Source organism: Eudoraea chungangensis, assembly GCF_029360665.1.
GTDB classification, from domain to species: domain Bacteria; phylum Bacteroidota; class Bacteroidia; order Flavobacteriales; family Flavobacteriaceae; genus Eudoraea; species Eudoraea chungangensis.
Genome location: NZ_JARDUB010000003.1, coordinates 110,815 through 130,381 on the forward strand (window position 1 = coordinate 110,815; position 19,567 = coordinate 130,381).

Genomic DNA, 19,567 nt, shown 5'->3' on the forward strand with positions numbered 1-19,567 from the left:
GAGATTTAATCAGTAACCTTAAACTATAATAAAAATGAAAAAAATGAAATCGCAATTTTTAACAAGTTTATTAGTCTTACTTGTAGGTGGGCTTGGTCTCGCACAAGAAGATTCTTCACCTCAGGCCTATTGGGTTCATGAAGATGTAATAAAACCTTCTAAAGTACAAGATTACGAAAGCATCTGCGGTGAATTAATAAAGAACATGAAACAGCATAACACGCAGTCTATGAATGTTATTGTAACCAATACTGAAGACAATAGGTATCTATGGGTAAGCCCCATAGCCAATATGGCCGATCTAGATAAGCCTGTATTTGCCGGTCTTGCAGAAAAGATGGGGAAAGAGGCCATGGGTAATCTATTCAACAGAATGGATGAATGCTATGACACCGAGCAAGATTATATCATTTATTTGAGCAAAAAACTCTCTTATATGCCTGGTGGGATATCCCAAACAATTGAAGGAGAAGACTACAGGAAGTTTCATTATTTCCATATAACTCCTGCTAATAGAAAACTTGTTAGCCAAAAGATTGAAGCTATAAAAGACTTGTTTGAAGCCAAGGGGTCTGCTTTTCACTACAGAGTTTATAAAAGCGGTTTTGGTGTTAGAGGAGAATTCTATATGGTAGCTATTGCTGCGAAAAACGCAGAAGACTATGCCAAAAAAGTTGCTGCGAACAATGAACTTTTAGGAGACGAATGGGCAAAACTATATGGGGAACTTCAAAGTAGTCTTTTGAAATATGAAAATTTTTCCGGTCAAATGCGACCTGAAATGGCCTATAGCCCGTCTAAGTAGTAATCAATAAATAGAAACCAATAATCTTTAAATAAAACACAATGAAAAAATTATTCTTACTAGGTCTTTGCACCTTATTCTTTCTTGGTTGCCAACAGGCGGAAACCAGATATACTACGAAATCACCCGAAATTGACGTGGCTAAAGCAGTCTTAAAGGACTACACCGAAGGCAACTGGGAAGGCTGGGCCTCCCATTATGCTGATACTGCAAAAATTTCTCACAATACATTGGAAACTTCGTCCACTTCGGAAACACTAGAAGGGCTTAAACAAATCCTTGCCAATACTTCGGAATATGGCTTTAGTGATAAAAACATCTTCTATGAAATGGTAATTGATGACGATAAAGAACGATGGGTAAATTTCTGGGGAACATGGGAAGGCACTTTGGCAGCTAATGGACAAAAAATGGTTATTCCAGTACATCTTACCTTTCAATTTGTAGACAATAAAATTGTGGAAGAACATGGATACTATAATATTGCAGAATATGCATCAGCAATGGCCAAAATAGCTGCCGAAGCGGCTATGGCGGAGGAAATGAGTGATGAAGAATAAGGCGGTCACTGAACAAGTGACCTAATTGAGACTCATATACTATACTAATGTCCTTTCAAAGAAAAAGTGGCAATAATAATAATAATAATAATAGCAAAACTTCTGTCTAGGTAGCTACGAGTAGTAATACTATGAGGCCCCTGAGAAATTGAACTTTTTGCTATGAAATTTGAGATTAACCAATACATTTAATCAACCAACCATGACAAGTCTGGCCATAGCCAGACTTGTTTTTTTTTAATTCGGTCATATCTGATATTTGAGAAAACAACCGCCTTAAAAGACTGTTCAAATTAGTCAGTTAAAACATTCTTTAGTAAATTTCGTCCTCAATTAAACCACTATATGAAAAATCTATTTTTCCTTCTTATTTCCATTTCATGCTTTATTCCCGCGCTAAATGCCCAGCAGAAAACCAATCTGCAATTGACGGATATCTTTAGCATGGAATATGTTTCTGATCCTCAAATCTCTCCGGATGGATCCCAAGTAATCTATGTGAGAAACTTCAAGGATATCATGACCGATAAAAATTTATCAAATCTTTGGATTGTTAATTTTGACGGTACACAAAACAGACCATTAACCTCTGGTAACCAAAACGACAGATCTCCTGTATGGTCTAATGATGGAAGTAAAATCGTCTTTATATCGAATATGCAGAATGGTAAGAATAAACTTTTTCTAATGTGGCTAGACACCAAAAATATTGCGCCTCTTACCAATACACCAAATGTTCCAAATAGGGTAAGCTGGTCACATGACGACAAATATCTGGCATTCAACATGTTTGTTCCCGAAAAATCTGAATCTTTAATTAAGATGCCAGAAAAACCTGAAGGAGCGGTATGGAATGCACCACCTAAATACATAGATAAAATGAATTATCGTGGGGATGGGCAAGGGTATTTAAAAAGTGGAAATAGACAGCTCTTTATTCTTTCTACGAATGGTGGTAGTCCAAGACAATTAACTTCCTCAAGTTTTAATCACGGAGGACCCATTTGGTCTAAGGATAATACGAAATTGCTGTTTTCTGCCAATCTGCATGAAGAACACGAATATGAGCCAAATAATACCGAAGTATATTCCTTGGATATTACAAGTGGATCTATAAAAGCGCTTAGTACACGTTTAGGTCCTGATGAATCCCCTGTATTATCACCAGATGGCCAAACTATTGCCTATACTGGATACGATGATAAATACCAGGGATACCAGCTTGCACAATTATACACCATGTCCGCGGATGGAAATAATATTAAAGTTATTTCATCCGACTTCGATAGGGACATTCAAAATATTCAATGGGCCGCTGATGGCAAGGGTCTTTATTTTCAGTATAATGAAGAGGGTGATACGAAAATTGGCCATATTACCTTGGGTGGCAAGATTACCTCCTTGGTAGAAAATTTAGGAGGGCTTTCCTTAGGTAGGCCATATAATTCTGGCACATTTACAGTTTCGAAGACAAATAAATTTGCCTATACCCTGGGAGGAACGCAACATCCAGCAGATTTGGCGGTTTATGACCGAAAGAATACGAAACGACTAACTGCCTTAAATGAAGATTTATTTTCTTACCGCAATATTGGAGAGGTAGAAGAGCTTTGGTGGGAGTCGTCCTATGATCAGAGGCGTATTCAGGGTTGGCTTATTAAACCTCCAAATTTTGACCCTTCAAAGAAGTATCCTTTAATCCTGGAAATACATGGAGGGCCCTTTCTAAGTTATGGGTCTGTTTTTAGTGCCGAACTTCAGATAATGGCTGCCAAAGGCTATCTTGTACTGTACACTAATCCAAGAGGGAGTACCAGCTATGGAGAAGAATTTGGCAATCTTATTCACCATAACTACCCAAATAATGATTATGATGACTTGATGTCTGGGGTGGATGCGGTAATTGAAAAAGGCATCGTTGACGAAAAGAACCTGTTCGTGACCGGTGGTAGTGGTGGCGGTGTATTGACAGCATGGATTGTGGGTAAAACAGACCGATTTACCGCCGCCGTAGTAGCAAAACCTGTAATTAATTGGTATAGCTTTGTACTTTATGCCGATAATCCAGGGTTTTTCTATAAATATTGGTTTCCAAATAAGCCATGGGAAGATCCTACCAGTTATTTAAAAAGGTCTCCTTTAAGCTACGTAGGTAATATTACAACCCCTACCATGCTGCTCACGGGAGAAGAAGATTTTCGTACCCCGATTGCGGAATCAGAACAATTTTATGCCGCTTTAAAATTAGAAAAGGTAGAATCTGCTATGGTAAGAATTCCTGGAGCCTCGCACGGAATTGCCAACAGACCTAGTAATTTAATCGCGAAGTTGGCAAGTATTTTGGCCTGGTTCGAAAAGTATAAAACCAATTAAATAACAAACGTAAAATTGGGTGATATGATACACAATAAATACTGGCAAGCCTTCTTTGCTATTGGACCAATTCTTTTTGCTTTCATAATGATTCTCGGCTATTTTGGAGTATTGCTCAGCTTTATAGGGGAAGTTTCACAACTGCCTCCAGGAGTTGAACCGGGTCCCGGATTGATTCTACAATGGGCAATTCCCTTTTTCATCGTCTTAGGGTTAATTGTTTTATTATCCTTAGCAAGTTTTATTTTCTACATTGTTCATGCCGTGCAGAATCCGAACTTAAAACAAGGAAGTATGCTCTTGGTTTGGATTATACTTTTTATTTTTCTCAGTGGGTTGGGGCAATTTATTTATTGGTTGGTAGAAATTGTTAGCAAAAAAGCAGATTACGAAAGATTCTAGAGCGCTATTATTCTATGTAAACCACAGGTAAAGGTCTGATTCACTTTGTTAAAATCAGGTTTAAACCAAAGCTTTTTTTTCTCTGAATTGTATTGCATACATTCCCATTTTACTCTTTTTCCCACCATAGATGATCTCTGAAAGCTAGTTAAAGGCTTATTGGTGAGAGGAGTCGCTATTTTTTTTTAGAATAAGCTCGGGAATTAAGGTATTGACCTGATTGGGGTTACAAAGTTCATGTATTCTGGCGGTTGTATTTAAAAGGGTCTCCTGTTTAGATTATATCCGTCTTTTTTAAATTGCCTTATTCAGAGGTGGGCTTAGTCTTATTTCTATTTACTATATATCATATCCAAATTTGCTATAGTTAGCCATGATGGCTGTCGGGATAGACTGGGCAAGTATTCCTTTAATTTCATATGCCATCCTTTCGAGTATTTTGCCAGTCAACAAAATGAAGAACTATTTCGGTGTTTTTAATTATTTTATCGTAGTTCACTAGGTCATAGCTGTTGTTATCTTAGGTTTTCTACCTAAATCGTTTTTTGGAAAAGTGGCCTTCTATACCCTTATCTTAGGTCGTGTTGCCATGATAATTGCCGGCTATTTTGCCTTATACGGAAAGATAAGAAGGTCACTATAAATTTTGAGGAGTGACAAGATTAAAGATTCTGCAATTGATTACTCTTCTTGTCCGAACTTATAGTCCAGAATAAACCAACAAAAAAGAAGCTGTCTGCCGGCGGTCTTATTGCTAATCTGTCGAAATTCCCGTCGGGATTGGGAGTATTCGCATATTCATAATTACTGATGTTGTTAAATCCGAAAACGTTACTAACTGAGAAGTATAGTATTTTCTGCTGGTCTATTAAATATGCCCAATTAAAGCTTATGTTATTATATGCCTTGGTTTTTTCATTTAAGAATTGGGGATTGTTCGGATTATCATATGGACGTCCTGAACCAAAAGTATAGCTTAGACCCACTTGAGATCTTAAGTCATCCACCCAATACTTTGTAACAGCAGAAAAACTGTGCTTAGGAGCAAAATTAGGTGTAGCTAAATCTGAATAGTTTTGATAATCTCTCTTCGTAGTTAAAAGAGAATAGGACAACCAATATTCCAAATTATTAATCGTGGCGTTATCTCTCCAAAAAAAATCTATCCCAGTGGCATAACCATTGCCAGTATTCGTGTAATCTGAAAAAAATACAGGCTCTTCAGTGTTGTATTTCACCAATTTATTGTAATCCTTATAGTATGCTTCTGCCCTTAATGTTCTTCCATTGAGGCTATATTGGTAGTTTAGAATATAGTGCCAGGTATTTGAAGCGATTAAACTAGTATCATACTTTAATATGTTAATATCAGGGTTTTGATAAAAGTTCCCCAATGCCAATGAAAACTGACTTCTATGTCCTGGTTTATATGCCAAAGAAATTCTTGGTGCCAGAGTTTGTTGACTTAGCGCTCTTGAATGCTCTAGTCTCAAGCCAGCTTTTAATACTAATTTATCGCTGAAAAACCAATCAACCTCTGTAAAAACAGACGATAGTTGTTCCTTAAACTCGTTGGATAAAGCTATGTTTTCCATAGGTTTATAAACATCCTCATAATCTATAATAAAACGTTCTATGCCTAAATACCATGAAAATCGATTAGAAAAAGCCTTCTTCCCCTTTACTTTTATATGAACATCAGCTTCCTGAGTATTTATGTTATCATCGAGAATACCTATGGCGCTTTTATCTTTTGCATAACTTACCCCTCCCCTTAAAGACCAACCTTTTCCAAAAAAATGTTTATAGCTTGTGTTCAGATAATAATTATTATTTTTTAGTTGATAGGGAACAAATTCTTCAAAATTCACATTCTCTTGTCTGAGAGAAAGATTAGAATAATTAAAGGCAGTGTAAAACTTAAAGAGACCATTATTTAGCTTAAGGCGATATACTGCTTCTCCCGAAAGAGATTCGTAAGGTTTAATCCACTCTACATTCTGATCTGATGGCAGCAGGGCTTCATAGGGAGCCAAATTAATATAGGAGGTATTTATACTTAATGACTGGTTGTTCCAGATTTCCGTATGTCCTATTCCCCCACCAACACTCATCAAAGAGATATCCGTTTTTTCTTGCTCTGCAACGTCTGCCGTATTTAAGATTAAAACACTGGAAAGAGCTTGGCCATATTCTGCCGAATAACCGCCTGTACTGAATGAAATACCTTTAAAGAGAAAAGGCGAAAACCTACCCCGAGTTGGGCTATTATTAGCGGTTTCTATAAAAGGTTGAAAAACTCTTAAACCATCGATGAAAATTTGTGTTTCATTAGCGTCGCCACCGCGAACAAATAGCCTTCCATCCTCATTTACTGTTGTTGTACCTGGTAAGGTTTGCAGGGCAGCAACAAAATCGCCCATAGCACCCGCCGTGGTTACAATGTCCAAAGGCTTAAGTACACTTGCCTTAGACTCACCGCCTGCTTCAAAGGTTCCGGCAGAAAGGGTTACTCCCGTTAAGGAATTTACCGCTACATCCAAGTAATCCTTACGTTGTTGAACCTCACTAACATTAATAACTACCTTGAGGGTTTCGTACCCCAAGCTAGATATTACCAATAACTGAGCTCCCTTAGTTTCAGTTTTAAAGGAGTAAAACCCCTCGTCATCAGTAGAACCTCCGTCATAAGTACCTTCTATATATACATTTACTTGCGAAATAGGTGTTCCTTCTTTGTCTAATACGTATCCATCTAAATTGGTTTGAGAAGATGCAAGAATAAGCTTTAAAAGGAAAAATATAAAAATGGAGTATTTCATGGCATTGTATTTAATTAATGCCCAAAACTGCTTATCTATCAAAAAGTTTCCCAAAAGATTTAACCCAACTGTAAGTTTTTAGTTGTGAATTGTCGTCAAACAGTTGAGATACAATTCAGCCTTTAAATTCCACAACTCGGCAACTAAATCTTTGTGTGACAATAGACTTATGGGATATTTGAGGCATCATTAACACAAAAATCAAAACAGTATGAAAACAATTGCCTTATTGCTTGGAATGTTTATCACTAGCCTTGTTGCCGAGGCACAAGACACGGATGGAATTACGCTTACTTTGACCATCGAAAATATAATTAGCAGCGAGGGCAACGTCCTCACAGCCTTACACTCGGAAGAAACATTTATGAAAGGACCGGGAATCCAAAACAAAAAAGAAAAGGCTAAACAAGGGAGTATTACGGTAAAATTTAAAAACATAGCTCCAGGAACCTACGCGCTTTCGGTCTTACACGATGAAAATGAAAATCAAAAAATGGATTTTGAAGACAATGGAATGCCAAAAGAAAAATATGCCATGAGCGGTACAAACGGTAAAATGGGGCCCCCCTCCTTTTCCGATGTAAATTTTGAAGTAGGAGAAGAAGACATGAATATACATCTCAAGTTTGAATAGAATCTAACCTCCACTTAAATAGTGGGGGTGCCTACCATAAGATCCATGAGACATCCCGCCTAAGAGAATAAATTATTTAAATATCTTTTATTAAGTGTATAAGTTTTATTGATAGATTTTATATTTTTATACATAAACTTTATCCGAATGACGATTACACAATTACAGTATGTTTTGGCCGTAGCGGAATATCAAAATTTTACATTGGCCGCTGAAAAGAGTTATGTGACGCAACCTACCCTAAGCATGCAAGTGCAAAAATTAGAAGACGAGTTAGACGTTAAGATTTTTGACAGAAGTAAAAAACCTATCCGGATTACTGCGGCGGGACTTAAAATAGTTGCACAAGCAAAGAATATTGTCAATGAAGCAGACCGTATTAAGGATATTGTAGATCAAGAAAAAGGCTTTATAGGTGGTGAATACACCTTGGGGTTGATCCCTACCATAATGCCAACACTCTTACCCATGTTCCTAAAAACCTTTATAAAAAAATACCCCAAAGTAAATCTGATTATTAAAGAGCAGAATACAGAAGCATTGATTAAAAACTTACAAGAAGGTCATTTAGACGGGGCAATAGCCGCGACACCATTAGAAATAGAAAGTATAATTGAAAGACCCCTTTATTACGAGCCCTTTGTTGGTTATGTCCCTAAAAACCATCGTTTGGCAAAACAAGACAAATTAAATCCATCAGATTTAGACATAAACGATATTTTACTATTGCAAGATGGACATTGCTTTAAGGAAGGGGTAGTTAATTTATGTAAAAGCCCAAAAAAATATGCAGATGAGCATTTTCAACTGCAAAGTGGAAGTTTTGAAACCATGGTCAATTTGGCTGATGAGGGGCTGGGAATGACCCTTTTGCCCTATCTGAATACTCTGGAACTGGATACACAAAAAAAGAACAATCTCAAATATTTCAATAAGCCGTCTCCAGCAAGAGAAGTAAGTTTAATTTATCATAAAAACGAACTGAAAATTCAAATAACACAGGCTTTAAAGGAGGTAATCTCAGGAATAGTTAGAGGGGCAATAGCTTTTCAGGATGTAAACATAATAAGTCCTCTTAGTAAAATTTAAGCCACCTTAAGAAGGTGGCTTGTTGTTAGGCTTTTAAATACAATAGTGTCGGTTGTAATTCTGGCTTGTCGGTAATAAAATTGTGAAGCCAGGTTTTGAGTTCTTCAATTTCTTCAGGAAGTAGCTTAGAAATTGCTTTTTTCAGTTCTTTACTAAAAAGTTTAACATCAAAACTTACTTTTTGGAGTACTGTTTTATAATACTCCAGCATAGCTTTTGCCATATTGAGAGTTTGTTTTAATTAGATTGTTATTGTAAAAATAACCAAAAAAAGCTTTGTATTATTGTGTACATTCCGTTAAAAATTAAATAATTTCATGTTAAATTGTTATTTGACTATCGTGATTTTTGTAAGACGTATTATAGTAGTATCACTTTTGTTTAATTTTCTTTTGCTGGGGGCCTGTAGTACTTCAAAAATTATTCAAAAAAAAGTAGATACTCTTTATTCCTCTGCTTCTGACAATCACTTCACAGGAATAATGTTATTCGATCCGGATAAGAAAGACACCATTGTTAGTTACAATAGTGCCAAATATTTTACCCCTGCCAGTAACACCAAAATTTTTACCCTATATACGGCCTTGAAGCTTTTGCCTCCAAAAGTGCCCTCCTTCAAATACCTAATATCTAAAGATACCTTGATTGTTACGGGAACCGGTGACCCCTCTTTTTTTCACCCAATTTTTAAAGACAGCTCGGCCTTTAACTATATCAAAAACTTTAAACACCTTGCCGTATATTTAGATAATTATTATGACCCTGCATTTGGCCCTGGTTGGGCTTGGGAAGACTATGATTTGTCTTTTTCTCCAGAACGAAATAGTTTTCCTTTATATGGAAATGTAGTAACAATTTTTAAAGATCCTAATTTCGGCATCTACCCCGACTATTTTAGCTCCACTGTATTGGTAAGGTCAAATAAAACGAATAGAGAAAAGAGCGAGAATATATTCTATTTTCCTCCTGAAAGAAAGGATACACTTTATGTGCCATTTATTACTAAAGACTCGATAGTCCTAGGTCTTTTAGAAGGTATTTTTAAGAAAAAAATAAATCATTTAAACCGTCTGCCAGCAGGTAAACTAGAGACATTTTTTGGAAGTTCCAGAGATTCTTTAGCCAAAGAAATGATGCAAAAGAGTGATAATTTTTTGGCCGAACAAATTTTGATTATGGGGTCTTCAACCATTTCCGACTCTTTGTCCTCCAAAAAAACGATAGACTATATGCTAGATAATTATTTGAACGACTTAAAACAATCTCCCCGATGGGTAGATGGTTCTGGATTATCTAGATATAATCTATTTAGTCCGGAGTCTTTGGTTAATGTATTATATAGGATGTACACGGAGTATGACGAAGGAAGACTATTTAGTCTTTTTGCAGTAGGCGGTGAATCAGGAACCCTTAAAGAATGGTATGTTAGCTCAACGGACCCCTACATCTATGCAAAAACTGGTAGTCTAGGTAATAATCATTGTCTTAGTGGGTATTTGAAAACAGATTCTGGTAAAATCTTGCTTTTTAGCATTATGAATAATCATTTTAGGCAAACTCCTTCAGAAATAAAAGAACGAATGCAGGAATTCCTGGCCTTTGTTAAGGTGAAATATTAAAAGAGATTATTTAATTGCGCATATTGAATAAGCATTATAGTCTTAGCATCCTTTATTTTACCCTCTTTTATCCAGCTTATGGCTCGTTCAAAAGGCAATTCTAATACCTCGATATTTTCGGTCTCGTCTTCTGCTCCTCCTCCCTCTCCTATTTTCATTTTTTCTTCATATTCGCCGATAAAAAAATACAAAATTTCGGTTACAGAGCCAGGAGACATATAGGATTCAAAAACCTTTTGTACTTTATTTATCTTATATCCGGTTTCCTCTTCTACTTCCTTTTTTATGCAAGCCTCAGGTTCATCACCATCTAATAAACCTGCGCATACCTCTACCATCAACCCACTAGCATTCCCGTTAACAAAGGTTGGCATCCGAAACTGTTCGGTAAGAATTATACGCTGCTTCTCTTTATTTATTAAAAGAATTGCAGCCCCATTACCCCTATCGTATGCTTCCCGTTCTTGTCTTTCCCAAAGACCATCTTTCTTCTTGTAATCATATGCGTACTTATAAAGGGTATACCAGTTATCCGATAAGGTTTCTTTTACAACATTTTTGATCATAGATTCTTATAATTTGATCTAAACCAATTAACTCATGGTTTTACAGACTAGGTCTGCATAGCTTAGACTGTTAACGCTCGATTAAGATATCTTCGAAAAGGTAGCATTTCTATATAAATATCTAAAAGATAATCTTCAAATTTATCATCAAATAAAGTGTTTTTGGGAATAGTGTGTATAACCCCAAATGACTTATTTTGCAAAAGCGATAGGTAGGGATGGGATTTGGAAAAGCCCTTAGGTGCTGTTTTAAGTTTCTCATCCTTGTATAATCCACCGAACTGATTTTTGAAAGAAGGATTCATTAAAATGGCCATTAATTCTTCTCCATTGAAATCTATGGCTTGTCTAATGCTGTTGAGTTTAGAAGTCTGAGGTTTCCAGATACCTCCAGCAAAGAGAGATTGTTCCAGCCCAATTTCTACATAGAAATCTCCATATCCGGGTGCTTTATCAAAACCTGCACCAAAATAATCCTTATAAACAGGTTTCGTTGGGTGGTATAGCAAATTGTTGTTTATTCTAATAATACCCTTTTTTCCTGGTGTAAAGTAGTAATCCTTATCTATTTCGGCTAGTTTTAAGTTTATCTTATCTAGCCAATCTATAAAGGTATTTCGAACTTGGTGATACCGTTTTCTGTTAAGATCCATCCACTGTTTGGAATTGTTTTTATTAAGATCTTCTAAAAAATGAAGCAACAAATTAAAATCCATTTCCAAAAGATAATGATTCTAAGTAACTAAAACCTATTGTCACCCATTACAATATCTCCTAAGTCACCTAATATACTTCCTTCTCCCTTATCCTTTCCACCACCTTTGGGAGCAGCTGCCCAAACCCTACCGGCAAGTCTGCTAAATGGAAGAGATTGAATATAAACTGTACCAGGACCTCTAAGGGTGGCATAGAACAGTCCTTCTCCTCCAAAAATAGTATTCTTAATACCGCCCACAAATTCTATGTCGTAATCCACATGCTGAGTAAAACCAACAATGCATCCTGTGTCTACTTTTAGGATTTCACCTGCTGCCAGTTCTTTCCTTGCCAAGGTTCCACCGGCATGTACAAAAGCCATCCCGTCTCCCTGCAGTTTTTGCATGATAAAACCTTCTCCTCCGAAAAATCCTCTTCCCAAACGTTTAGAAAATTCTATATCAATGGTTACCCCTTTTGCAGCGCAAAGAAAGGCATCCTTCTGACAGATAAATTTTCCTTGTTTTTCGGATAAATCAATGGGCACAATTTTGCCAGGATATGGAGAAGCGAAACTCACTTCTTTTTTCTGATGCCCAACGTTTAGAAAAGCAGTCATGAATAAACTCTCTCCTGTTAAAACTCTTTTCCCTGCTGAGAATATTTTCCCCAAGACACTGTTATCCTGATTTGAACCGTCTCCAAAAATGGTATCCATTTTTATATCACTGTCCATCATCATAAAACTTCCCGCCTCCGCAATAACGGCTTCTTGCGGGTCTAGTTCAATTTCTACATATTGCATTTCTTCACCATAAATGTGGTAGTCTATTTCGTGTGCATTCATTTATTAAGATTTTAGTTTTAATAATAAGTTGTCAAAAAAGTAAATATGTTACAATTATGAATCATTAGATTCTCTAAATCACAGCAATTATTGAAATTTAATGACATCCCAGAAAAGCAAGCCTTTTTCCTCAGAAGTATATCGTGAACTATTTATCTATATAGTGAAATACTTATTTCCGCAATTTTAGTGCCCATTCAAAATTGAAGGTAGCAACTACTACTCCTTCCCTGTTAGTCCCAACAGATTGAAGCCATACTGTTTGTCCTTCCCCTGTGGTAATAACTTGGTCTATTATTTTTTGAAGTTTCGACCCTTCAACACATTTAAATGAGATTTTACCAGTGGCTTTTTTAGAAAAATTAGCATTATTATTAGCCACCAACATCGAAATGCTTTGGCCGCTCTCCCGTATCTTGGTCATAACCAGTACACCTGTACTTAATTCTGCTGCCATCCCTAAAACGGCCCAGAATATTGATTTAAAAGGGTTTTGATTAAACCAACTGTGCTTTAAAGTCACTACGGCCGACTCATCGTCTACTGATTTTAAGCGTACGCCACTCCACCAGGCCGACGGAAGTTTAAAAAAAGTAAATAGGTTTGTTTTTAATGGGAGGTCCATGTATGCTTAGGATTTCTTGTAAAAATAATAAATATACTCTCGATATGATATGTTAAATTTATGTTAATTTATAGTACTATGTTTTGCATAATACCTTTTTTTAGCCATATATTTGCATAAGAAACTAATATGCCATGGCAGAGACACTGACAAAACACGAAAGAAATGTAGCCTCAATAATACATGCGTCTACACTGAGCAAGTACTTTATTCCCTTTGGAAATATTATAATACCTCTGGTTCTGTGGACTGCAAATAAAAATGAACAGCGCTTTGTAGATTACAGCGGGAAACAGGCCTTAAATTTTCAAATTAGCCTCTTACTGTATTCTGCAGTTTTAGGAATTCTTTCTGTACCCTTGTTATTTGGTTTTATCCCAAATATTTTCGAAGGTGGTCTTTTACATTTAAATGATTTCAATCAGTTCAACAATGTAGATTTTCACTTTTCAAGCGATTACTTCAATATTCGGAAACTGCTTTGGCCAGCAGGCATTGCAGGAATCCTGCAAGTAGCGCTTTTTATTATCAATATAGTTTATACTATCCTGGCAACCTTAAGGACTAACGAAGGGGAATATTTCAAATATCCTCTGACCATAAAATTTATTAAATAAAAATATAGACCCTAATTACTACAGCCCTAATCAAGCTGTGAATATTTACAAATCCATAAAAAGAGTTTATTTATCAATCAAAATGAAAAGCAAAAAACGAACAGTTAATCAAGTGTTGAAATAGAAGCCAACAAGCGGACCAGCACCAATAGAAAAATGACATTATGAATATAGAAAACACAAAGGCGCAAATGCGTAAAGGAGTTCTGGAGTATTGCATCCTATCTATTTTGGAAGGAGACGACAAGTACGCTTCAGAAATTCTTGGAACGCTCAAAGACGCAAAGATGTTAGTAGTAGAGGGAACCATTTATCCCCTTTTAACTCGGCTCAAAAATGCAGGTCTTTTAAACTACCGCTGGGAAGAATCTACATCAGGACCCCCTCGTAAGTACTACGGTTTAACAGAAACCGGAAAAGTATTTCTCAAAGAATTAGACACAACATGGGACGAACTCCGAGGAGCAGTCAATTTAGTTACCAATGCTAAAAACAACTAACAATGAATAAGACAGTAAATATAAATCTAGCAAACATACTTTTTCATATCGATGAGAAAGCATTTAATAAACTACAACGCTACCTGGAATCGATAAAAAGATCTTTTTCTGGCACAGCGGGAAGCGATGAAATTATTGCGGATATAGAAGCCAGAATTGCCGAATTATTCCAAGAAAAAATGGAAAACGACAGGCAAGTGATAACGCTAAAAGAGGTGGATGAAGTAATAGGCGTAATGGGACAGCCTGAAGACTACATGGTAGACGAGGACATCTTTGAAGATGAACCAAGAAAACATACCGAACCTTCAAGAAAAGGAAAGAAACTTTATCGAGATATAGACAGTAAGTATATTGGTGGGGTATGTGCTGGCCTGGAACACTATTTAGGTATAGATTCCCTTTGGATAAGACTAATTTTCATACTTCTAGCGCTCTTTACAGGCTTTGGCTTTATTGCTTACATTCTTCTTTGGATTCTAGTTCCAGAGGCTGCGAGTACTTCTCAAAAACTGGATATGAAAGGCGAACCAGTGAATATAAGCAATATCGAAAGAAAGGTTAAGGAAGGCTTCGATGATGTCGCTGATAAAGTAAAGAGTGTAGACTATGAGAAAGTAGGCAACAAGGTTAAAAGCGGCGGAAAGACCTTTTTTGACACTTTGGGCGATATCATTATGTTTTTCTTTAAGGTTGTTGGGAAATTCATTGGAATATTGTTGATTATTATTGGCGCAGCTACACTAATTGGACTTTTTATAGGCTTATTCACCGTAGGTGTTTTAGATATTGTACATATCCCTGGGATAGACTTTTATGATATGGTTAATTCTACCTCTGCCCCTGTTTGGCTGGTATCCCTTCTTGCGTTTTTTGCTGTGGGTATCCCTTTCTTTTTCCTATTATACCTGGGATTAAAGATCTTGGTTAACAACCTTAAATCTATAGGAAACATAGCAAAATTCTCCCTATTAGGCCTATGGTTGCTCTCTGTTATTGGACTGAGTGTCTTAGGAATTCAGCAAGCCAGTTCTCATGCCTATAATGGAACTACAACAATCAAGGAAGATCTTGTTTTTGCCTCTGAGTTAGATACCTTACACGTTAGACTGAACAGCAGTGATTACTACGACAGCCAAGAAAACATTGGAATAGACGGAATGACGGTTACCTACGACGATCAAGACGGGAAAATCCTTTTTTCAGATGATGTTATAGTAAACTTTAAGAGATCTGAAGACAGCATTAGTCGTATTCAAATACGAAAAGACGCAAATGGCGGTTCCTTTGAATCTGCCAAAGAACGTTCTCAACAAATAAATTATGAATATTCCCAAGAAGGTAACACTTTAAAACTAAACGATTTTTTGACTACTGCAGCCAAAAATAAAGTTAGAGATCAGGAAGTTCGTATTACCGTATTTGTTCCTGAAAATACAGTTTTGACCTTAGATGAATCCCTAAAATACCATATTGGAAGAGCTACCAAGTATGATAAGGATATTTCCAGGTTCGATTTAATTAAATACCAATGGACTATGCAGAATAACGGAATTCTTGAATGTATAGATTGCCCATTAATTATGGATAAAACCAGAGAAAACGGTCATATAAAAATAGATGAAAATGGCATTGATATAGATATTGAGGACAATGGCGAAAAATTTAAAATGAAAATAGACGAAGACGGTGTACAAATAAAAAATGAAGATGGTGTTGATATAAATTTACAGGATGATGGGGAATCCTTCAAAATGAATATTGATGAAAATGGCGTTGAAATTAAAAATAATAAATCCTAACTAGGAATTACAGCTCATCCTAAACATTAAACAATTGGGTAACAAAAGTTACCTCATTCATTAAAAATAAATCACTTTTGAATCACTAAATATTAATCATTAATCCGATCTAAATCGGTCAACAAAAAAAACGAAAATCATGACAACTTTAGCTAGAATTACCATCGCATTTATTTTGGCGCTATTTTTATCCTCCTGTGCCTTTGATATAGACTTTGGGCAAGGTGTAAAAGGCAATGGAGCCGTTACCACAGATGAAAGACCAATTACAGGAGAATTTACCGTTGTATCTGCAGCAGAAGGTTTGGATGTTTATGTTACCCAAGCCCCTGAATTTGAAATAAGAGTAGAGGCAGACGAAAATGTAATTGATTTAATTGCCACAGATATTAAGGGCGACAAACTTAAAATTCATTGTACTCAAAATATTGGCAGAGCCACTAAAAAAATATTTGTTACACTACCTGAAATTACTGGTTTATATGCTTCTTCCGGGGCAGATTTGGTAGCCAACGGTATCATTGAAGCAGACAAAATTACACTTAATGCCAGCAGTGGCTCTGACCTTAACGCTGAAATCATGGCCGACGAAGCCAATGCAGATACCAGTAGCGGTGCCGATATGAGACTAAGTGGGGAAGCAATTTCTTTACAAGCTAGCGCAAGCAGTGGAGCAGGTATAAATGCTAAAAACCTGATAGTTCAAAACTGTAAGGCCAATGCTAGTAGTGGGGCAGATATCTCTGTAAATGTAAGCGAATCTCTGGTTGCCGATGCCAGTAGTGGTGCTGATATTAGATATACCGGAGAGGCAAGTATACAAGCCAAAAATTCTGTTTCTGGAAGTGTAAGAAAAAACTAGCTCTCTTTGCTTTAAACCTAGACCCTTTATCTTAATAACCCTGGTAATCATGCCAGGGTTTTTTAATGGAGGTCAATTGGATTTATTTATATTAGCTTTAAAGAAAAAAATAATGCAACTTACCTTAAAAAAATACGTCTTACAGCTAAGACATACTTTTAGTATTTCCAGAGAGTCACACGATTTTCAAAACACATTAATTATAAGTCTAACCGAAGGAACTCAAACTGGTTATGGTGAAGCTACTTCTAATCCGTATTATGGGATAAGTTGTGAGGGTATGATGGAAGAAATTGAACAGATTCGGGATAAAATTGAAGCACATAATTTTATTTCACCACATACCTTTTATGATTTTCTTTCCAAAGAAAACCTCAGTAACTTTTCGCGCTGTGCATTAGACCTAGCGGCCCATGACTTATTTGGAAAATTAAAAGGAAAACCACTCTATGAAATTTGGGGTACAAATAAGAGTAATTATCCCATAACCAATTATACTATAGGCTTAGATTCTCCGGCAAAAATGGTTTCTAAGATTAAAGAAAAAGTTTGGCCTATTTATAAAATTAAGTTAGGCACCGAAGATGATGTAGCCATTATTAGAGAACTAAGAAAGCATACAGATGCCGTCTTTCGTATCGATGCCAATTGCGCGTGGTCTGTTAAAGAAACCATAGAAAATGCTCCCTTACTAAAGACATTAGGCGTTGAATTCTTAGAACAGCCCCTGAGGGCAGATGATTGGGAAGGTATGGAACAGGTATTGCACGCAAGTGTATTGCCCGTAATAGCGGATGAGAGCTGTATTGTTAAAGAAGATGTTGCAAAATGTGCACTACATTTTAATGGAATAAATATAAAACTTACCAAATGTGGAGGACTTACCCCAGCTTTAAAAATGATAAAAGAGGCTAAAGCGTTAGAGCTTAAGGTGATGGTAGGATGCATGACAGAGTCTACTGTAGGAATATCAGCTATTGCACAGCTTTTACCGCAACTAGACTACGTTGACATGGATGGAGCTATGCTTTTAAAAGAAGATATAGCTACCGGAGTAAAAATTGAAGAAAATGGAGAAGTAATATTTCCAAGACTAGATGGAAGCGGAATAAGCCTTGTAGGATGAATATAAGTATAGATTCTTTCCCGGGCAGAAAGATTACTTACAACTTAAAAACCTTTCTGTATTTTGGTGGAACTGCCTATCTGGGTGTGCAAACGGATGTCTTTTTTCAAAAAAAATATATCGCCAACTTGCAGAAATACGGAACTAATTACGGGGCTTCAAGGATTTCTAACATCAAAATAACACTTTACGAAAAGGCAGAAGAAATGTTAGCTACATGGACCGGAGCGGAGAAGGCCATGACCGTTTCTTCTGGCTATTTAGCCGGTCAATTACTGAGTGCCTTCTATGCCTCCACCAAGTATAGACTTTACTATTTACCTGGCACTCACTCGGCTCTGATTCGAGGTAAAATAGATTCTTATAAAACAATCCATTATTTGAATGAAACGCTAAGAAGTCAATTAAAATTAGATCCTTATCGAACTCCGGTGGTATTTTTAGATTCTATTGATTTTAACGGTAGTAATTACCCTAATTTTGAATCTTTAAAATTACTCCCTCTTCATAAATGTGTACTTATCGTTGATGATTCGCATGGCATGGGAATAATTGGCCTAAACGGAGCAGGCATTTATAAAAAGATATATTCTTATAACCCAAAAGAACTTCTTGTCTCTTGTTCTTTAGGCAAAGCTTTGGGAATTGACGGGGGTGCCATTTTTGGGAATAAAAGTACTTTACAGGCTTTAAGGCATACCGCTACTTTTACTGGGGCTTCCCCTGCCGCCGCTGCTGCTCTGGCTACTCTAACTGAATCCATTAGTCTTTATGAGAAAAAAAGAATTCGTCTTCAAAGGAACATAAAACTATTTTTAAAAGGAATTAAACAAAAGGATCACTTTACCTACATAGAAGATTTCCCTGCATATTCCTTTACAAATGAATCCCTTGTTTCATATTTGGCTACTCATGGCATTATTGTCTCCCATTTTGAGTATCCTGATGCATCAAACAGCTTGAAGAGTAGAATAGTCTTAAGTGCATCACATAAGAAAAAAGATATCTCCCAACTCTGCCATTGTATAAATGAATATTTTGAGCAAGAACACAATTAAATCGGTATTCATAAATCCATAAATTTTTAGCTATAATCTTGCATATCTTTTAAAAAAAAGTTGTAACTTTTAAGATATAATTAAGATTAATCATAAAGCACTAAGCCATGAAAAAAATACTTGGATTGGTTTTATTGATGGTTGTTCTAACTATTTCTACAGCAACTATCTCTTCAAAACCGAGCACGATGCATACAATGGAAGGTACCTGGGAACTCCAGAACTTTTATAGTTATGACGGAGAGGATATCATTGATACCGTTCTCATACAAAATGGGTATAGACAGGTAAAAATGTATTATAATGGAAGGGTAATGTGGTCTAGAACTGACCCAAATGATACTATAGGCAGGTTTGGTTTTGGTTCCTATCGCATAACGGATACAGAGTTGATTGAAACCATTGAATATGGCGATTATGGAATGATGCAAGCTCTGGATACGCTAAGAAATTTTACATTTGAGCTGAGGCTTAAAGACGATAACTACAGTCAGATTTTCTTAGATTCCGACGGAGGAAGAACGTTTTCTGAAAACTACAAAAGAATCGACTAACTACATTCAA

The 19,567-nt window shown here is 36.3% G+C and carries 20 protein-coding genes; 14 read left to right on the top strand and 6 right to left on the bottom strand.

The genetic code is table 11. From position 1 onward, the window contains the following. The first annotated feature begins 43 nt into the window (after nucleotides 1-43). The 4 genes from PXG98_RS07325 to PXG98_RS07340 all read left to right on the top strand — a co-directional run bounded on the left by PXG98_RS07325 (nucleotide 44) and on the right by PXG98_RS07340 (nucleotide 4,140). On the top strand, nucleotides 44-805 hold the full coding sequence (locus PXG98_RS07325) for a hypothetical protein (RefSeq protein WP_276389980.1): 762 nt from the start codon (nucleotides 44-46) through the stop codon (nucleotides 803-805). A gap of 41 nt (nucleotides 806-846) precedes the next feature. Continuing rightward, nucleotides 847-1,365, top strand: coding sequence for a nuclear transport factor 2 family protein (locus PXG98_RS07330; RefSeq protein WP_276389981.1), 519 nt, complete (start codon nucleotides 847-849; stop codon nucleotides 1,363-1,365). Nucleotides 1,366-1,710: 345 nt separating this feature from the next. After that, nucleotides 1,711-3,738: a S9 family peptidase gene (locus tag PXG98_RS07335; RefSeq protein ID WP_276389982.1), complete on the top strand. Its 2,028-nt coding sequence runs from the start codon at nucleotides 1,711-1,713 to the stop codon at nucleotides 3,736-3,738. Nucleotides 3,739-3,762: 24 nt separating this feature from the next. After that, nucleotides 3,763-4,140 carry a hypothetical protein gene (locus PXG98_RS07340; RefSeq protein ID WP_276389984.1) on the top strand — a complete coding sequence of 126 codons (378 nt, stop codon included), beginning with the start codon at nucleotides 3,763-3,765 and terminating at the stop codon, nucleotides 4,138-4,140. Nucleotides 4,141-4,802: 662 nt separating this feature from the next. Here PXG98_RS07340 and PXG98_RS07345 read toward each other — a convergent pair. After that, complete coding sequence (locus PXG98_RS07345; RefSeq protein ID WP_276389985.1) at nucleotides 4,803-6,962, bottom strand: TonB-dependent receptor; 2,160 nt, start codon at nucleotides 6,960-6,962, stop codon at nucleotides 4,803-4,805. Nucleotides 6,963-7,173: 211 nt separating this feature from the next. Between PXG98_RS07345 and PXG98_RS07350 the strand changes: the two genes are divergently transcribed. Both PXG98_RS07350 and PXG98_RS07355 read left to right on the top strand, forming a co-directional pair. Next, nucleotides 7,174-7,596, top strand: a complete 423-nt coding sequence (locus PXG98_RS07350) for a DUF2141 domain-containing protein (RefSeq protein WP_276389986.1) — start codon at nucleotides 7,174-7,176, stop codon at nucleotides 7,594-7,596. Between the two features lie 147 nt (nucleotides 7,597-7,743). Next, on the top strand, nucleotides 7,744-8,685 hold the full coding sequence (locus tag PXG98_RS07355) for a LysR substrate-binding domain-containing protein (protein ID WP_276389987.1): 942 nt from the start codon (nucleotides 7,744-7,746) through the stop codon (nucleotides 8,683-8,685). Nucleotides 8,686-8,710: 25 nt separating this feature from the next. On the opposite strand, the gene PXG98_RS07360 is transcribed toward PXG98_RS07355, so the two are convergent. Next, nucleotides 8,711-8,908, bottom strand: a complete 198-nt coding sequence (locus tag PXG98_RS07360; protein WP_276389988.1) for a hypothetical protein — start codon at nucleotides 8,906-8,908, stop codon at nucleotides 8,711-8,713. A 118-nt stretch (nucleotides 8,909-9,026) separates the two neighbouring features. On the opposite strand from PXG98_RS07360, the gene PXG98_RS07365 reads away from it, so the two are divergent. Further along, nucleotides 9,027-10,304, top strand: a complete 1,278-nt coding sequence (locus PXG98_RS07365) for a D-alanyl-D-alanine carboxypeptidase (RefSeq protein ID WP_276390769.1) — start codon at nucleotides 9,027-9,029, stop codon at nucleotides 10,302-10,304. Here PXG98_RS07365 and nudK read toward each other — a convergent pair. The 4 genes from nudK to PXG98_RS07385 all read right to left on the bottom strand — a co-directional run bounded on the left by nudK (nucleotide 10,301) and on the right by PXG98_RS07385 (nucleotide 13,038). Beyond that, a complete protein-coding gene (gene nudK / locus PXG98_RS07370; RefSeq protein ID WP_276389990.1) occupies nucleotides 10,301-10,870 on the bottom strand; it encodes a GDP-mannose pyrophosphatase NudK in 570 nt (189 codons plus the stop codon). The genes PXG98_RS07365 and nudK overlap by 4 nt on opposite strands. A 62-nt stretch (nucleotides 10,871-10,932) precedes the next feature. Then, nucleotides 10,933-11,586: a DUF2461 domain-containing protein gene (locus PXG98_RS07375; protein ID WP_276389993.1), complete on the bottom strand. Its 654-nt coding sequence runs from the start codon at nucleotides 11,584-11,586 to the stop codon at nucleotides 10,933-10,935. 26 nt (nucleotides 11,587-11,612) lie between these two features. Beyond that, a complete protein-coding gene (locus PXG98_RS07380) occupies nucleotides 11,613-12,413 on the bottom strand; it encodes a TIGR00266 family protein (RefSeq protein ID WP_276389994.1) in 801 nt (266 codons plus the stop codon). Between the two features lie 172 nt (nucleotides 12,414-12,585). Further along, nucleotides 12,586-13,038, bottom strand: coding sequence for a DUF4442 domain-containing protein (locus PXG98_RS07385; RefSeq protein ID WP_276389995.1), 453 nt, complete (start codon nucleotides 13,036-13,038; stop codon nucleotides 12,586-12,588). A gap of 134 nt (nucleotides 13,039-13,172) precedes the next feature. Between PXG98_RS07385 and PXG98_RS07390 the strand changes: the two genes are divergently transcribed. The 7 genes from PXG98_RS07390 (at nucleotide 13,173) to PXG98_RS07420 (ending at nucleotide 19,557) form a co-directional block, all read left to right on the top strand. Further along, complete coding sequence (locus tag PXG98_RS07390) at nucleotides 13,173-13,655, top strand: DUF4870 domain-containing protein (RefSeq protein ID WP_276389997.1); 483 nt, start codon at nucleotides 13,173-13,175, stop codon at nucleotides 13,653-13,655. Nucleotides 13,656-13,819: 164 nt separating this feature from the next. Beyond that, entirely contained in the window at nucleotides 13,820-14,155 is a 336-nt protein-coding gene (locus PXG98_RS07395; protein WP_276389998.1) for a PadR family transcriptional regulator, read from the top strand. A 2-nt stretch (nucleotides 14,156-14,157) separates the two neighbouring features. Continuing rightward, entirely contained in the window at nucleotides 14,158-15,957 is a 1,800-nt protein-coding gene (locus PXG98_RS07400) for a PspC domain-containing protein (protein ID WP_276389999.1), read from the top strand. Between the two features lie 139 nt (nucleotides 15,958-16,096). After that, a complete protein-coding gene (locus tag PXG98_RS07405) occupies nucleotides 16,097-16,819 on the top strand; it encodes a head GIN domain-containing protein (RefSeq protein ID WP_276390000.1) in 723 nt (240 codons plus the stop codon). 112 nt (nucleotides 16,820-16,931) lie between these two features. After that, nucleotides 16,932-17,945, top strand: coding sequence for a dipeptide epimerase (locus tag PXG98_RS07410; protein ID WP_276390770.1), 1,014 nt, complete (start codon nucleotides 16,932-16,934; stop codon nucleotides 17,943-17,945). Further along, a complete protein-coding gene (locus tag PXG98_RS07415; RefSeq protein ID WP_276390001.1) occupies nucleotides 17,942-19,003 on the top strand; it encodes an aminotransferase class I/II-fold pyridoxal phosphate-dependent enzyme in 1,062 nt (353 codons plus the stop codon). Before PXG98_RS07410 ends, PXG98_RS07415 begins: the two co-directional genes overlap by 4 nt. 107 nt (nucleotides 19,004-19,110) lie before the next feature. After that, a complete protein-coding gene (locus PXG98_RS07420; RefSeq protein WP_276390002.1) occupies nucleotides 19,111-19,557 on the top strand; it encodes a hypothetical protein in 447 nt (148 codons plus the stop codon). The last annotated feature ends 10 nt before the right edge of the window (nucleotides 19,558-19,567 follow it).

Excerpts from the sequence above, each read along its gene's own strand:
- PXG98_RS07325 (WP_276389980.1), top strand. The coding sequence starts at position 44 with ATGAAATCGCAATTTTTAACAAGTTTATTAGTCTTACTTGTAGGTGGG.
- PXG98_RS07330 (WP_276389981.1), top strand. The coding sequence starts at position 847 with ATGAAAAAATTATTCTTACTAGGTCTTTGCACCTTATTCTTTCTTGGT.
- PXG98_RS07335 (WP_276389982.1), top strand. The coding sequence starts at position 1,711 with ATGAAAAATCTATTTTTCCTTCTTATTTCCATTTCATGCTTTATTCCC.
- PXG98_RS07340 (WP_276389984.1), top strand. The coding sequence starts at position 3,763 with ATGATACACAATAAATACTGGCAAGCCTTCTTTGCTATTGGACCAATT.
- PXG98_RS07345 (WP_276389985.1), bottom strand. The coding sequence starts at position 6,962 with ATGAAATACTCCATTTTTATATTTTTCCTTTTAAAGCTTATTCTTGCA.
- PXG98_RS07350 (WP_276389986.1), top strand. The coding sequence starts at position 7,174 with ATGAAAACAATTGCCTTATTGCTTGGAATGTTTATCACTAGCCTTGTT.
- PXG98_RS07355 (WP_276389987.1), top strand. The coding sequence starts at position 7,744 with ATGACGATTACACAATTACAGTATGTTTTGGCCGTAGCGGAATATCAA.
- PXG98_RS07360 (WP_276389988.1), bottom strand. The coding sequence starts at position 8,908 with ATGGCAAAAGCTATGCTGGAGTATTATAAAACAGTACTCCAAAAAGTA.
- nudK (WP_276389990.1), bottom strand. The coding sequence starts at position 10,870 with ATGATCAAAAATGTTGTAAAAGAAACCTTATCGGATAACTGGTATACC.
- PXG98_RS07375 (WP_276389993.1), bottom strand. The coding sequence starts at position 11,586 with ATGGATTTTAATTTGTTGCTTCATTTTTTAGAAGATCTTAATAAAAAC.
- PXG98_RS07380 (WP_276389994.1), bottom strand. The coding sequence starts at position 12,413 with ATGAATGCACACGAAATAGACTACCACATTTATGGTGAAGAAATGCAA.
- PXG98_RS07385 (WP_276389995.1), bottom strand. The coding sequence starts at position 13,038 with ATGGACCTCCCATTAAAAACAAACCTATTTACTTTTTTTAAACTTCCG.
- PXG98_RS07390 (WP_276389997.1), top strand. The coding sequence starts at position 13,173 with ATGGCAGAGACACTGACAAAACACGAAAGAAATGTAGCCTCAATAATA.
- PXG98_RS07395 (WP_276389998.1), top strand. The coding sequence starts at position 13,820 with ATGAATATAGAAAACACAAAGGCGCAAATGCGTAAAGGAGTTCTGGAG.
- PXG98_RS07400 (WP_276389999.1), top strand. The coding sequence starts at position 14,158 with ATGAATAAGACAGTAAATATAAATCTAGCAAACATACTTTTTCATATC.
- PXG98_RS07405 (WP_276390000.1), top strand. The coding sequence starts at position 16,097 with ATGACAACTTTAGCTAGAATTACCATCGCATTTATTTTGGCGCTATTT.
- PXG98_RS07410 (WP_276390770.1), top strand. The coding sequence starts at position 16,932 with ATGCAACTTACCTTAAAAAAATACGTCTTACAGCTAAGACATACTTTT.
- PXG98_RS07415 (WP_276390001.1), top strand. The coding sequence starts at position 17,942 with ATGAATATAAGTATAGATTCTTTCCCGGGCAGAAAGATTACTTACAAC.
- PXG98_RS07420 (WP_276390002.1), top strand. The coding sequence starts at position 19,111 with ATGAAAAAAATACTTGGATTGGTTTTATTGATGGTTGTTCTAACTATT.